Below are 15685 nucleotides of genomic sequence, written 5' to 3' on the forward strand. Positions count from 1 at the left end.
CTTATTGAAAAATCAGATATACAGAAAGCGAGTAAGGTGAGATCTACTAAAGGACTGAGTCTACATGTTTATGGACGATTAGCCGCAGCCTTTATAACACTAATATTTAACTCTTGATTCGCATTAAAAAGATAAAGTTAGTAAAGAAAAGTCTAAATATCCTTAATCGTTAAGCGCAATACAGAGCAAGCAGATTTTTCGGTAAACTTGTCTTTCCCTGTTCCGAAGAGCACTGAAATCCAACTGTCTTTTTGAGGTGTACCTAAAATGAGTAAATCATAGGAAGCGGAGGCTTTTGATATGGCTTCAATAGAATTGTTAGATTTTACGACCTCCAACCTTGATTCTGCTTTGGCGCAATTTAGTAACGCTTTCGAGGTGTCTTTGAGTTCGTTTAAGTCTTCGTTTGAAATTTCTTCTGACACAACACGTAGCAATGAAAAAGAAGCGCCGTAGAACTGACTTATTCTATCTGCAACATCTATAAACTTTTTGTCATTTCTGCCTGGTCTTAAAGCAATTAAAACCTTCCCAACGTGACGGACACCGTTATCTTTAAATAAAGCAAAGTTGGAGTTTATATTAGTCATTAACCAGCCTATAGGATTGTTAATTAAAATACCTGTTCTGGCTCTTCCATTCCACCCAAAAACAAGCCAGTCACAATGTGTTTGGTCGCTAAGATCGTGAATAGTGTCTGACATGTTGTGAGTGACCACAGATTCGAAATCAATGTCAATTTTTTTAGATTCTGCTAATCTAGAAAATCGTCTCGCTAGCGAATTAATTTTTGGATTTTCGTCAACTAGGGCTTCTAAGAAGGTTTGGTTTGGTACCTCAGTAATGTTAGCAACTTGTAATTTTTCCTTTGTGTTAAGCGCAGCACCAATTTCAACTAACATTTCTGGAGATGTTTCATTTCCTAGAAGCGGTACAACAACACCTGCATCGTCTAAAATTTCGCCGTCTAAGAAATCTCTATTAACAACTATCTCGTTGGCTAATCTTCTTTTTTTTCTGTTTTTCTTTTTATAAAACAAATAAAGCGCCGGACGGTGACCATATTTTCTCAAAACTCCAGTTCTTGAGGTTTTCTTACCGAATTTAAGATAAATTAAAACCCCAATAATTGTTATAAGTAGAATGGCAAGAAGCGGTACGAAGCCTAGCAAAATCAGTAGAATAATTCCGCTTAAGATTCCAAAAAGCTGAATAAATGGATAAAAAGGCGATTTATATGGTGGGTTATACCATTGCGTCGCTGTTTCTCGTAAAATGATAACACAGGCGTTAACAGATACAAACATCATAACCATAAATGCGCTAGCGAGCTTAGCAATTTTTTCTACATCAAAAAACAAAATCACCATCGCCATTACAATGCAAGTCATAACTATTGTAACTACTGGTGTTAAATATTTAGGGTGAATTTTACTCATAAATTTTGGCAGAAGCTGGTCAATTGCCATTGCAAACGGAAAACGAGATGCAGCTAAAACTCCTGAGTTTGCCATAGAAACCAAAGTAATTACGCCCACAATTGCTGCTGCATAACCTACGTAATTGCCTCCCAGTAAATTTGAAATAGTATAGATTGGCTTTATATCAGTACTTAAGGTTTCCATAGGTATATTACCTACTAAAACAAATGCTACTGATACATAAATCAAAGACATAATGACCAACGAAAGCATCATTGCGCGTGGAAGATTTACACTAGGGTTTTTAATTTCACCTGCAATAGCAGCGATTTTTGTAACACCAGCATAAGAAATATAAACAAAAGCTACAGTAGAAGCTAAACCAATATTTCCATTAGAAAATAATGGGTCTAGTAAGTCTTTATTAACATTAGGAATTCCAAAAATTAATATTACCGCTAGACTCACAAGGCTTATTGTAACAATAACAATTTGGACTTTACCTACTTTTTTAATTCCAAAGATGTTTAGAAAGAGAATTATTAATAGAAAAAAAAGTGCTGCGTACTTAGTAAAGCCTTCATCAATACTAACCAGAACAGTAAGGTAAGCTCCGAAACCAACTAAGGCAAATGAACTTTTTAGGAGCAAGGACAACCAAAGACCAATACCGGCTATTGTTCCAAAAACAGGCCCAAAAGTACGTTCTATGTATACATATGTACCGCCAGAAGATGGCATTGATGTGGCAAGTTCGCTTTTTGATAAAGCCGCTGGAAGAATACAAACCGCAGCTAATAGATATGCAATCCAAACTGAAGACCCTGTTTTAGCTGCAGCAATTCCTGGAAGTACAAAAATTCCACTTCCCAACATACCTCCAATACTAATTGCTATTGCAGAAGCGAGAGTTACACTTCGAGTAAGTTTCTTCAAATTGTAAAATTTTATCCGAAAATAGGGTTTTTTTTACAGCCCAAAAAATCACAATTAAATCTAAAAGGCATTCCGCTATTTTCAAGGTTTTTCTTATTTTGCATCTTATATGAAATTATACCCAATCGAAGCTGGAAATTTTAAGCTAGACGGTGGCGCTATGTTTGGTGTTGTGCCTAAATCATTATGGCAACGCGCTAATCCTGCAGACGCCAATAATATGATAGATATTGCAGCCAGATGTTTACTTATTGAAGAAGGAAGTCGTTTGATTTTAATTGATACAGGAATGGGTAATAAGCAAAGCGAAAAATTTTACGGCTATTACCATTTGTGGGGAGATGACTCTATAGACAAATCGTTAAAAAAATATGGTTTTCACCGTGATGATATTACCGATGTGTTTATGACGCACCTGCATTTTGATCATTGCGGTGGTAGTGTTCAGTATAATAAAGACCGAACAATGCTAGAGCCCGCATTTAAAAACGCATATTTTTGGAGCAACCAAGACCATTGGAAATGGGCTACCGAACCCAACCGAAGAGAAAAAGCCTCTTTTTTAAAAGAAAACATTTTACCCATGGAAGAAAGTGGGCAGCTTAAGTTCACATCGCTTCCACAAGATAATATTCTGAAAAACTCTCAATTAGGTTTTGATATTTTCTTCGCCAACGGCCATACCGATAAGCAAATGATTCCTATAATTCATTACAATGGAAAAACCATTTGTTTTATGGCAGATTTACTTCCAACCGCTGGTCATTTACCTATTCCATTTGTAATGGGTTACGATACAAGACCATTACTTACACTTGATGAAAAAGAGCTGTTTTTAAATTTAGCTGCAGACAATAATTACTATTTATTCTTGGAGCATGATGCTCACAATCAAATAATAACAGTAAAACATACCGAAAAAGGCGTAAGGCTTAATAAAACTTATACATGTAAAGATTTATTTTAAATTTTTTGAATTAATTATGAAACGAGCATGCTAAACATATTATCACCTAAAGGAATGGTTAATAGCGAACAGCATGTGTCCTTATAAAAACAATACATATAAACTCATGAAATACTACGGAAAACTCACAATTATTTATGCTTCTCTAGCAGCTGTTTTAGTTGGTTGTGGCGGTTCGCCATTAATATCAACACCTATTGAAAATATTGACAGTTCACCACTTAAAGTGTCTGAACTTACTGAGGCTGAAAAAGAAAACTGGGGTCACTTAGACCTTGAAAAAGACACCATTCCAGGAATGGGTGTAGACCGTGCTTACGGGGAAGTTATTAAGGGTAAAAAAGGAAAGAAAGTTATTGTTGCGGTCATAGATTCTGGTATCGATATTGACCATGAAGATTTAGATAACGTTATATGGACTAATGAAGATGAAATTGCAAACAACGGAAAAGACGATGATAAAAATGGTTATGTAGATGACATTAACGGTTGGAATTTTTTAGGAGAAGGTTATGATGAGCAATTGGAATATGTGCGCCTAATTGCTTCTGACGATAAGAGCAATCCAAGATATGCTGAAGCAGCGAAATTATATGAAGAAGAATATAGCACGTGGACGGGTAGAAAAACACAATACGACCAAATTTATCAGCAGGTTATCAATAACGACGAAATCCTATCTAAACACTTAGGAAAAAAAGACTACACCAAAGATGACGTTAATAATATTAGTTCGACTGACCAATCTATCCAAGGCGCTGTTCAGTTTGCAAAGTTTATTTACGCTAATGGTATAGAATCTATGACTGATGCCAAAAAAGAATTATCTGGTGCTTTGGAGAGTATCAATGACCACTTAAACTACAATCTAAACAAAGACTTAAACGGTCGTAAAACGGGAGACAATCCAAATGATTTTAACGATAAACCAGGCTATGGAAATGGAAATATAAAACCTGTTAAAAAATCGGAAAGTCATGGTACTCATGTAGCAGGTATTATTGCTGCAGAACGCAATAATGGAAAAGGTGCAAACGGGGTGGCTAATAATGTGCAAATTATGGTTATAAGAGCTGTGCCAAACGGTGATGAATACGATAAAGATATTGCAAAAGCTATACGCTATGCTGTAGATAACGGTGCTTCAATTATTAATGGAAGTTTTGGAAAATCATTTTCGCCACACAGCGATTGGGTACATGAAGCTATAAAATATGCGGCTGATAATGATGTATTAATAGTACATGCAGCAGGAAACGACAGTAAAGATATTGATGTTGAGCCAAATTTTCCCACGGACAATATTAACGGAAAAGAAGTGGCTGATAACTACATCTCTGTTGGTGCTTTAGCCCCAAAATATGGGAGTAGTATGAAGGCAAGTTTTTCTAACTATGGTGACCAAAATGTAGATGTTTTTGCGCCTGGCGCACAAGTGTATTCTACAACACCTGAAAGTGAATACGATACTAAAGGCGGAACCTCGATGGCTGCACCAGCAGTTGCTGGTTTAGCAGCTTTAATCCGTTCTTACTATCCAAAATTAAAAGCTACTCAAGTAAAAGGTGTTATTTTAAATTCGGGATTAGAATTAAATACAAAAGTAGTCGTTGGTGGTGACGCTAAAGACGTAAGACCTTTTGCTGAATTATCTAAATCAGGACGCATTGCTAATGCTTACAACGCCTTAATCATGGCTTCAAAATTATAATAAACAACTATGAAACGCGCATGCAAAACATATTATCACCCAAAGGAATGATTAATAGCGAACAGCATGTGTCCTTAAAAAACAATACATATAAACACATGAAAGAGATTCCTTTTTTTTCGGTTATTATACCTCTATACAATAAAGAAAAATACATACTAAAAACACTTGAGACTGTAATTAATCAGAGTTTCAACAATTTTGAAGTTATTATTATTGACGATGGTAGTACGGATAACAGCGTTAACTTAATAGAAAATATTGAAGATAATAGAATAAAGATATTTCATAAAGAAAACCAAGGTGTTTCTTCTGCTAGGAATCATGGTATGCAAAAAGCCAAGTCAGATTACATAGCTTTTTTGGATGCAGATGACCTTTGGCTAGATCATCATTTACAAATACTATTTGATTTAATTCAAGAATTTCCTGAGGCTGGTTTATTCAGTACTGGATACTTAATATCTTTCAATTCTCATAAAAAAAGAGCCGTAATTAAAGGATTACCAGATGAGTTTAAAGGTATTATAACAAACTTTTTTAAAAACAACCTTTATTCCCCAATAGTCAACTCCTCAATTGCCGCAATTAAAAAGTCTGTTTTAACAAATGTAAATGGTTTTGATTTGAATTTAAAATCAGGACAAGACACTGATTTTTGGATCAGAGTAGCTTTAGAAAACAAAGTAGCATTCCATAATGTTGTCACAGGTATTTACATGAAAAATGACGAAAGCCTGTCTAATAGTATATTTGTAAAAGACAGAATAAAATTCTTAAACAAATTCACACATCTCGAAACAATTAACAAAGGGCTAAAACAATATATGGATATGAATAGATACTCAGTTGCTATCTACTATAAAGTATTGAATAAAAATACAATTAGCAAATCTGTTTACGATGATATTAGTAAAGATAATTTGAGTTTAAAGCAGCGGCTAGTATACCATATACCTCAAAAAATATTGAAGTATTTATTTAATACAAAAAAGAGGTTAGATAAGTTAGGTTTTTTTTTGAATCTATATAGATAACTAAACTCTACTTAATTTCTTATAAGTTTTGATGGCCATTTTAGACATTTTATACTTTGAACCGAAATCCTTGAATTGCATAATGTTTTTTCTATAAAGGAAAGCGAGAAACTTAAAAATATATAAATCTGACCAAAATCTGTAACTGATGTAATACAAAACAGCTTTGGTCTTTATATAATTATCACATCCTATATCGGTTGAACTTTCTGAAGAATGTTTTACAATATATTTATTCACATGCCACATAATTAAATCATTCTTCAATAAATCTCTCAAAAACAAAAATTCTTCGCCAGATTTAAAAACACTGCCGAGGCCAAATAACTCATTAAATTTAATTTTCATATTTAGTATATCTTGCCTTCTAAAAGCAATTTCAACAGAGGAAACATGAATTATATCTGAATAACAATTAAGTTTTTTTGACTTTTTAGGATAAGTTTTATAGTCATTACCTTCAAAAGTTCTAACTCTAAATTGTATAAGTGAAGCCTTATCGAAACTAAAAAAAGTGTTTTTAACTTCTTCTTGAAAACCGCTTGCAAATTCAGTATCATCATCAGCAATTAGACAAATATCTCCAATGGTGTTTTTTATAGCCAGATTTCTACTTTTTGATATGCCCTTCTCGTAACTGTTTATAACCCTTATATTTTTAGTTTGAGTTTTTAGTTCAGAGCCAATTTTTGTTTGATTAATTATTAGAATATTTAGTTCATCCCTATCTTCAAAAGGGAACATAGCATCTAGAAAATCTAACGATGTCCTGTTCATAGTTGAAATAAGAATCTCAAGAATCATAAGTATTTTCTTTTAACTTAAACAAGGTATCTTCAATGCTAAAATAAGTTTTTATCCTTGGGATAATCTATTTTTTTAGTTTTATTTGAATAACTTCCAAATGTTTATGATAGAGCTCTCCATACATCTAATGACTTACAATAATGAAGAATTTATTGAAGAGACATTGCAATCTATTTTTAAGCAAAATACTGATTTTAGTTATGAAATTGTTGTTGGAGATGATTGTTCTACTGATAATACGCTAAGCATCATAAACAAGTATAGTAAAAAACACCCAAATCTTTTTGCTATTGAGAAGAATCCTAATCAATTAGGTATTCTAAAGAACTTTAAAGCCACTTTAGATAGGTGTAACGGTAAGTATATCTTCGATATTGCCGGAGACGATATTATAAAAACAGAAGATGCCTTACAAAAAATAATGAATGTCTTTAGAGCGAATCCGACTCTAGGCTTTGTAGATTCTGGTTATGACAAATTCTTAGTTTCTTCTAATAAATGTATTTCATTCATAAACAAAAATACCATTACCATTGATAATGAAAAATATAGAGATAGTATTTTTTTAGGCAAGGTAATACCAGTTGGCGTTTGCTACAATAAAGAAGCTTTATACAAGTATGTAGATTTTGATTTTTTTATACAAAAAAACATTACTATAGAAGATTATCCCATATTGGTAAGTTTAGTTTCAAATTGCGAGTTTGGGCGTGTAGATGAATCCTTACACGAATATCGTTTGCATCTGGAATCCTACACACAAACTCCGTCATTTGAAAGGGCACATTTTTTAAGAAATCAAATGTTAGAATTGTTTAACTTTTTTAAAACGAAATATAATTTCTCTGAAAAGCTGAATAGAATCTTTCTAGAGAATCATAACAAATCTTTACTTTTTCTTTCTGGAGTTTACCAAAATAAATCTGTAGGAAGAGAAACTTATAAATCTATTAAGAATAAGAGCCTTAGGGATTTTATACATTATCTTGCAAGTCAATATCCTTTGGTTCGCTCGATAATAAAGTTGAGAAAAAAACTTTTATTTAAAGCTCTTTAAGTCTCTTATGTAGTCGTCTTCACTAAATAAGTCTGATGCTATAACCAAGCAAACAGAACCCGATGAAAAATTATCAAGTTCTCTCCAAATCATATTAGGAATTAACAGACCTTCATCTGGCTTATTTAATGTGATACTGGTCTTATTCCCATCTACATCTGATAATGATACATTAAAGCTGCCACTTAAGGCTATTAAAAACTCAAATTGCTCTTTGTGCGCGTGTCCACCACGATAGGAACCACTTGGCACATCATATAGATAATAGACCCTTTTTATGGGATAAGGCAATATATCTTTCTCGATTACAGATAGGTTTCCGCGAATATCTTTAATTTTGGGGATATCAATAAGCTTTATGTTTTTTATACTCATTTTTTCTCTACAATTTGTTTTTAATCAATTCCTTTAATCCAATAAACCTGTTTAGCATAAATAATGTGTAAACCAAAGAAAAAAGAACAACAACGATTAACAAAACCGATTTACTGAACGTAGTTTCAAGATACACCAAATAAAGTGTTAGAAAACACAAAAACATACTTGTAATCATAATTCTAATAAAGTCTTTACCAAACGAAAACTTGTAATGATTGCCAACCACATTTCTTATTAAAATTGTATATAAGATGTAATATATCATATAACTTATACCAATACCAGTTATGCCTTTAAATCTATAGCCTATTACAATCATTACAAATAACACTATGTTGGATATTATTTCAATCTTAACATATAACTTAGAATCACCCTTGGCTATTATTATAAAACCCATGACCCAAGAGACTGCTTTAAAAAGAATCCCAACTATACCAAAAGAAATCATACCGACAATTGGCAGAAATTCCTCAGTATATAATAGCTTAACTATAAATGACTTAAAAATTAAAAATAACACAATGATAGGCGTTAAAAGTAGCACCGTTATTATAGCTTGTTTATTTACTGCTTTTTTGACTAAACTATTCTTTGAGGCTACTTCAGATAAACGTGGAAAAAAATCTTTACTAAGCGCATTAAAAAAAAGTAAAACATAAGAATCTATTAAGACTATCCCAGCAGTAAATAAACCAACTTGTTCAACGCCTCCACTATTTGTAATATAAATTTGCACTGAATATGAATTGACCAAAGATGCTAAGGCTCCTAAACTCAAAACAATTCCAAGTCTTAGCATACTTTTTCCTTCAATAATCGTATTCTTAATAGATATTAAAGTCTTTGTTATTGAAACTTGTAATACAAAATATCTAGAAGAAAGATATGCTGTAGCAGCAGTAATTACTATTACCCATGGTATACCACTTTGACCAAAAAAGTAATAAATTATAGCTGCAAAAAGCAATGAAAAAAAACTTGCTAGAATAGTAGACTTGGCTAGCTTTTTTAACTCATTAAAGCCTTGTAAAATAGCCATATTTCCAACAGTCATTTGATTAAAAAAAACAGCTACTGAGATGATAATAAAGTATATGGTAAAATCATTATTGCCAAATGCAATTTTACTTAAGAGTGGTGAAATTATGAGTATTATTAGCGCTCCTAATAATCCTGTTAGCCATGTTAGCCTTTTGGTAATGGCAACTTTGCGTGATACTTCACTTTTGTCCTCATTAGTTTTTGAAGCAGCTATCTCTTTTACAGAGCTAAAATCAAGTCCCAATCTGCTTATACCCAAGATAAGATTTACTGTAGAGGTTAAAATTCCTAAAATTCCTAAACCAGCTGTACCTATTAGTATCGCAACTATTTTAGATTTTGCTATGGAAATTAATACATTGAAAAACTGAACGCCACCAAATATAGATGTTGCCTTTAATATCTGCTTATATTCGTTACGATTATCTTTCAAATAGTCTTATAATTTGAAATAACCTGTATTACGCTATCTACTTCTTTTTCACGCAATAACTGATTAACAGGTATGCTCAATACCTCGTCACAAATTTTTTCAGTTATTGGATAAGATAAATGATTGCTTCCTGCATAAGCTTTTTGTTGATGTACAGGCACAGGGTAATGTATTGAAGACTCAATATTATTTCTAAGTAAATAGTCTTTAAAATCATCTCTACTTCTTGTCTTGATAACAAAAAGATGAAAGACATGTTCTTCTAAATTCTCACAGACCGGAAGCTCAATTAATTCTGAACTAATCTCACTAATATAGCGTCGTGCTATTTGTTGTCTTTGTTTATTGTCTTGATCTAAATAATTGAGTTTTACTCTCAAAAAAGCAGCTTGTAACTCATCTAATCTACAGTTGTAACCTCTAAAACTATTTATATATGAAGTTTCTCTTCCATAATTTCTAAGCTTAAAGATAATTTCGGCCAATTCACGATTATTAGTCGTAATCGCACCTGCATCTCCTAATGCACCAAGATTTTTTGTTGGGTAAAAACTAAAAGCAGCTACATTAGATACATTTCCTGCCTTTCTACCATCTCTGTAGACAGCACCATGAGCTTGTGCAGCATCTTCTAGAAGTAACAAATCATGCTCTTTGCATAAGCGCTCTAATACCTCAACATTAAATAGCTGACCATAAAGATGCACTCCTAAGATAGCCTTGGTTCTTTGTCCTATTGCAGCTTCAATTTTATGGATATCTATATTAAAAGTATTGTAATTAGGGTCTACAAAAACGGGGATTAAGCCTGCTCTACTTACTGCCAAAACTGTAGCTATATAAGTGTTTGCTGGCACTATAACCTCATCACCTTCTTTAAGTTTTCCTAACTTTTTATAGGCTTCAAAAATTAGACATAAAGCGTCCAAACCATTACTGACTCCAATACAATATTTTGTGTTACAATACTGTGAAAACTCTTTTTCAAACCCTTCAACTTGTTGACCAAGCATGTATGTTCCAGAGTCTAAAAAAGTATCAAATACTTCGCTAAATCTGTTTTTATATGATTCATTGATTGACTTTAGGTCTAAAAATTTTATCATACAAGAATATTATTTAATAATTTATAATTATTTGTATTGACCTCATAGATATCTTGCGTGATTGTTCTGGCTCCAAAGCCCTCTTTCCAATAGTATAAACCTTTATTTATTTGACCTTTATTATTAGAAGATGATGTTCCAAAATCGAAATAATAGTTTTCTTCAAAAAAATCATTAAGTAATTTATAAATTAAATAGTCTAGACTCCCTAAACTATTGTTTTCAGAGTTACCAGAAATATATTGGGTCTTCACAACATTTTTTGAAATGAATAACGTTGTACCTGCAACTATTTCTTTACCTCTATAGATATTCACCTGAATAATATTATCTGGGAACTTATTTTTTAATGATACTATTTCTTCTAAAGTATGAACGGGTTTTGATTGGTATTTATTTTCTAGATTAGGTAGTAATATTTCTTTCCAAAAATCCTCTATCTTATCATCAAACCTTAGTAATAAACCATGTTTAACTCCTCTCTTGTAGCCTTCTAACCTATTCTTTGAAAATATAAACGAGCTTTTTAAGTTAATGACTGATAGTGCACGTTTATCTAACAACTTAGCTTCAGATAAAAACAACAAGTACTCTATTTCATTATTGCCGTATCTACTGTAAAAATCCGGTAACAAGTTTAGCTGTAATACTTCAATTTTCAAATCAGATAGGTAAGCCAAAAGTTGCTTAAAAATCTCAGAAACAATTCTAAATTTCAATTCTTTTGTAAATACCAAGCCTCCATAGGTAAGTCCTTGATGAGAATATAATTTATCTCCCTTAAGATTTGCAGGAAGAACAGCTATTAAATTATTGGAATCAAATACCATTATCGAATAATCATCGAATCTATCAGAATGATAATCCATGTAATCTCTTTGAAATAAAAATGTAGAGTTTTTTGCAGTAATTACAAAAGAATTCCAGACGTTATACATCTCTTTAGAATATTTTAAAAAATTGTATTTAACCATCTAAAATTAATTTCGCTTTTAGCGTTTGGAGAGTCTACAAATAAATGCCCTAGCCAAATATCGATAAAAGAATAGGGTAATGCAATAAAGATTGAGTTTTACAATTTAATACTTATGGCGAGTCCTCTGGTATAATACCAAATAAAGAACTACTAAATATCAAAATCACAATTCCTAAGTGCAATAGATGTGTTAAAAAATGTCCCATAACTGCACCTTCTAATCCAAAAACATCTATCAAATAAATACTAGAAAAATATAAGATTACAAATAAGAAAATTTCTAGAATAATAAAATGGCTAAACATCTTTTTAGCCAAAAACTGATAGGCAATGACCATTGCTAGTACTCTAATAAAATCACCAAGAAATTGCCACATAAACAAACTTTCTGTAGGTAAAAATTCTTCAGAAAAAATTAATCTTACTACAAATTTTCTCAGCAAATACATAAGGAGAAGTAAACCACCAAAGTAGGGCATAAGGTTTTTATAGAAGGCAATAACTTCTATTCTAAAATCTCTCTTAGTATAAATATTAGATAGCTTAGGTACTAAATAGAGAGCTATTAAAGAGTTTACAAACATTAAATAGTAATCTGATATACGATTCATCGCCTGCCAATAACCAGCTTCCCTTAGACCTATTTCATTTATGATGTAATTCCGAATTAAAATCATCACTAAAGGTAAAGCTACAGCACTTGTAATAGCCATTATAGAATAAGGGCTAAGTTTCGATAATATTTTTGAGGAAACACTCGTAATCTTTACATACTGGACTAAACTAGTCCTAAATAAAATACCTACTAATGTAATTAAAAACATTAATGCAGGAGTAATTACTATGGCAACCAAAGCACCATCGATTTTATCCTGCCAAATAAGTAGTAATGTAATTAATAGACCTCCTATTTGCCCAATAATATTTATAATGAGTAAAAATTTATATTTTGAATGCCCATTCATAATCGCAAAACAAAAGGCATTTATTATATATAGTGGAAGTATAAAAGCTAAGATTTCTATGACATAAACATAATCTATGTTACCAAAAAGAAACGTATTAATAGAGTTTGCAAAGTAGTAACTCAAAAATGCTGCAAGCATAGTACTTAAAAAGCCAACATAAAAAGCAGTTGATAAAACCTCACTAAGTTTTTGTTTTTTTTCTTTAAATTCCGATATTAACTTAACCATTCCTTTATAAAATCCTAAAGCCGAAAATGATTGAATTGCTTTTAAAAAATTCGAAAGGTTACCTATAAGTGCCAAACCTTCAGCACCGATAAAAATGGCTATAAATTTTGATATCAATAGCCCTGCAATTATTTTAATACCTATAGTGAAAGAATTGAGGTTTGCTACATTAAAGAGCACAATGGAGTTAATGTAATTATTAAACTTCTTCAATTCGAGGTAAGGTTATTATAGTCTGGACACAAATCTAATCCTTTAAGACTTTAACTTCAAACATAACCCGATAAAATTTAAGAAGTTACTGTTTAGATGGTCTAAGTAGGTAGTAGATATTTAGAACTAATATTGCAAAATTGGCAATTATAATAGGAAGCCCTATACGGAGAGAAGGCATCAAAAAACCATAAGCAATAAATAAAAGACAACCTAACATGTTAACCAGTCTTAATTTCTTTACATCTTTCATTGTAAAAGAAAGTAAAACCATAAATGAGGCTAAGTAACCAACATATTCCGTTCCTGTTATTCCAAATAATTCCATATTCTTTATTCTTAAAACCGAAAAAAGAGAAACACTTTAAGTATTTCTCTTTTATCTATATAATCATAGTAAAACTCTAGTGAATCTTGTTTCGCTTACGGTCAACTTCTTTCAAGTAGATTTTACGTAGTCTTAAGTGGTTTGGTGTTACCTCTACATATTCATCTTTCTGAATATATTCTAAAGCTTCCTCTAAGCTAAACTTAATTGCCGGAACAATCTTAGCCTTATCATCTGCTCCAGAAGAACGTACGTTACTTAATTTCTTTGTCTTTGTGACGTTAACCGTCATATCATCACCACGAGAATTTTCTCCAATAACTTGACCTTCATAGATATCTTCACCTGGATCAACAAAAAACTTACCTCTATCTTGTAATTTATCAATAGAATAAGGAATAGCTTGACCGTTTTCCATGGACACTAACGAACCATTTTGTCTTTCTGGAATACCACCTTTTAACGGTTGGTACTCTTTAAAACGGTGTGCCATAATAGCCTCACCAGCAGTAGCCGTTAATAACTGGTTGCGTAAACCAATAATACCACGAGAAGGAACTATAAACTCACAAACCATACGGTCGCCTTTGGCTTCCATACTTAGCATTTCGCCTTTACGCATGCTTACCATTTCTATAGCTTTACCAGAAACATGCTCTGGTAAATCAATAGTCATTTCCTCAAAAGGTTCACATTTTACACCATCAATTTCTTTGATAATTACTTGTGGCTGACCAATCTGTAACTCATAACCTTCACGACGCATCGTTTCGATTAATACAGATAAGTGTAATACACCACGACCAAAAACCATAAACTTATCAGCGCTATCAGTTTCTTCTACACGCAATGCCAAGTTCTTTTCAAGTTCTTTAGTTAATCTGTCTTTAATATGACGAGAAGTTACAAACTTACCATCTTTACCAAAGAATGGCGAATCGTTAATGGTAAATAACATACTCATCGTTGGCTCATCGATAGCAATAGTCTTCAATCCTTCAGGATTTTCAAAATCTGCAACCGTATCTCCTATTTCAAAACCTTCTAAACCAACAATCGCACAAATGTCTCCAGTTTGTACTTCTTCTACCTTTTTTCGTCCAAGACCTTCAAATGTATGTAGCTCTTTAATTTTAGACTTTACAATAGAACCATCTCTTTTTACAAGAGAAATTTGTTGTCCTACTTTTAAGTTTCCTCTTGTCAAACGCCCGATTGCAATTCGTCCTGTAAATGAAGAAAAATCCAAAGATGTAATTAACATTTGTGTGGTACCGTCTTCAATTTTTGGCTCAGGAATATGTTGGATTACCATATCTAATAATGGCTCTATATTTTCTGTTTCATTTTGCCAATCGTCACTCATCCAGTTATTCTTCGCAGAACCGTAAACCGTTGGAAAATCTAATTGCCACTCTTCTGCGCCTAGCTCAAACATTAAATCAAATACCTTTTCATGTACTTCGTCTGGTGTACAGTTTTCCTTATCTACTTTGTTTACAACTACACAAGGTTTAAGACCTAAATCAATCGCTTTTTGCAATACAAAACGCGTTTGCGGCATTGGTCCTTCGAAAGCATCTACTAAAAGTAAGACGCCATCAGCCATGTTTAAAACTCGCTCCACTTCTCCTCCAAAATCGGCGTGACCAGGGGTATCAATAATATTAATTTTAGTATCTCTGTAAACTACAGACACATTTTTTGAAGTAATTGTAATACCTCTTTCGCGTTCTAAATCGTTATTATCTAAGATTAAATCACCCGTGTTTTCGTTTTCACGAAATAACTGACAGTGATACATAATTTTGTCTACCAAGGTTGTTTTACCGTGGTCAACGTGCGCAATAATTGCAATATTTTTAATAGTCGCCATAATAGGTGCTGATTTTAAGCGTGCAAAGATACGCTTAATTATTGGATTTTAGGTTAGTTAATTATTTCGACCACAGGGCAAACGCATCTAAAAAAGTTTAATATTTGGGGTTAAATCATTGGTTTTCAGTTGTTTTTATGAATTAATTTTTGTATATTATATTGATAATCAATATTTTATGTACTTTGAAAACAACAAA

The 15685-nt window shown here is 32.3% G+C and carries 13 protein-coding genes; 4 read left to right on the plus strand and 9 right to left on the minus strand.

Going from position 1 to position 15685, the window contains the following annotated elements; all coding sequences use genetic code 11:
* Nucleotides 1-152: 152 nt before the first annotated feature.
* Nucleotides 153-2357: an amino acid permease gene (locus tag HKP48_RS03145; RefSeq protein WP_296342699.1), complete on the minus strand. Its 2205-nt coding sequence runs from the start codon at nt 2355-2357 to the stop codon at nt 153-155.
* Between the two features lie 109 nt (nt 2358-2466).
* On the opposite strand from HKP48_RS03145, the gene HKP48_RS03150 reads away from it, so the two are divergent.
* The 3 genes from HKP48_RS03150 (at nt 2467) to HKP48_RS03160 (ending at nt 6072) form a co-directional block, all read left to right on the plus strand.
* Nucleotides 2467-3324: an MBL fold metallo-hydrolase gene (locus HKP48_RS03150; RefSeq protein WP_296342701.1), complete on the plus strand. Its 858-nt coding sequence runs from the start codon at nt 2467-2469 to the stop codon at nt 3322-3324.
* A 106-nt stretch (nt 3325-3430) separates the two neighbouring features.
* On the plus strand, nt 3431-5035 hold the full coding sequence (locus HKP48_RS03155) for a S8 family peptidase (protein ID WP_296342703.1): 1605 nt from the start codon (nt 3431-3433) through the stop codon (nt 5033-5035).
* 20 nt (nt 5036-5055) lie between these two features.
* On the plus strand, nt 5056-6072 hold the full coding sequence (locus HKP48_RS03160) for a glycosyltransferase family 2 protein (protein WP_296342706.1): 1017 nt from the start codon (nt 5056-5058) through the stop codon (nt 6070-6072).
* Here the strand turns inward: HKP48_RS03160 and HKP48_RS03165 are convergent, their stop codons facing one another.
* On the minus strand, nt 6073-6849 hold the full coding sequence (locus HKP48_RS03165; protein ID WP_296342708.1) for a glycosyltransferase family A protein: 777 nt from the start codon (nt 6847-6849) through the stop codon (nt 6073-6075).
* 133 nt (nt 6850-6982) lie between these two features.
* Between HKP48_RS03165 and HKP48_RS03170 the strand changes: the two genes are divergently transcribed.
* Complete coding sequence (locus HKP48_RS03170; protein WP_296342710.1) at nt 6983-7936, plus strand: glycosyltransferase; 954 nt, start codon at nt 6983-6985, stop codon at nt 7934-7936.
* Here HKP48_RS03170 and HKP48_RS03175 read toward each other — a convergent pair.
* From HKP48_RS03175 to typA, 7 genes are all read right to left on the minus strand, one after another.
* Nucleotides 7919-8311 (minus strand): FdtA/QdtA family cupin domain-containing protein, encoded by a 393-nt coding sequence (locus HKP48_RS03175; RefSeq protein ID WP_296342712.1) that lies wholly within the window; start codon nt 8309-8311, stop codon nt 7919-7921. The two genes, HKP48_RS03170 and HKP48_RS03175, sit on opposite strands and share 18 nt — an antisense overlap.
* 7 nt (nt 8312-8318) lie before the next feature.
* On the minus strand, nt 8319-9791 hold the full coding sequence (locus HKP48_RS03180) for an oligosaccharide flippase family protein (protein ID WP_296342714.1): 1473 nt from the start codon (nt 9789-9791) through the stop codon (nt 8319-8321).
* Nucleotides 9788-10897 carry a DegT/DnrJ/EryC1/StrS family aminotransferase gene (locus tag HKP48_RS03185; RefSeq protein ID WP_296342716.1) on the minus strand — a complete coding sequence of 370 codons (1110 nt, stop codon included), beginning with the start codon at nt 10895-10897 and terminating at the stop codon, nt 9788-9790. Before HKP48_RS03185 ends, HKP48_RS03180 begins: the two co-directional genes overlap by 4 nt.
* Nucleotides 10894-11871, minus strand: coding sequence for a GNAT family N-acetyltransferase (locus HKP48_RS03190; RefSeq protein WP_296342718.1), 978 nt, complete (start codon nt 11869-11871; stop codon nt 10894-10896). The genes HKP48_RS03185 and HKP48_RS03190 overlap by 4 nt, the downstream gene beginning before the upstream one ends.
* Nucleotides 11872-11983: 112 nt before the next feature.
* Nucleotides 11984-13282, minus strand: a complete 1299-nt coding sequence (locus HKP48_RS03195; protein WP_296342720.1) for an O-antigen translocase — start codon at nt 13280-13282, stop codon at nt 11984-11986.
* A gap of 85 nt (nt 13283-13367) precedes the next feature.
* Nucleotides 13368-13610 carry a uroporphyrinogen decarboxylase gene (locus HKP48_RS03200; RefSeq protein ID WP_296342722.1) on the minus strand — a complete coding sequence of 81 codons (243 nt, stop codon included), beginning with the start codon at nt 13608-13610 and terminating at the stop codon, nt 13368-13370.
* Between the two features lie 76 nt (nt 13611-13686).
* Nucleotides 13687-15486: a translational GTPase TypA gene (gene typA, locus HKP48_RS03205; RefSeq protein ID WP_296342724.1), complete on the minus strand. Its 1800-nt coding sequence runs from the start codon at nt 15484-15486 to the stop codon at nt 13687-13689.
* Between the last annotated feature and the right edge of the window lie 199 nt (nt 15487-15685).

The sequence above is a fragment of the Winogradskyella sp. genome, assembly GCF_013042245.1.
Taxonomy (GTDB): domain Bacteria; phylum Bacteroidota; class Bacteroidia; order Flavobacteriales; family Flavobacteriaceae; genus Winogradskyella.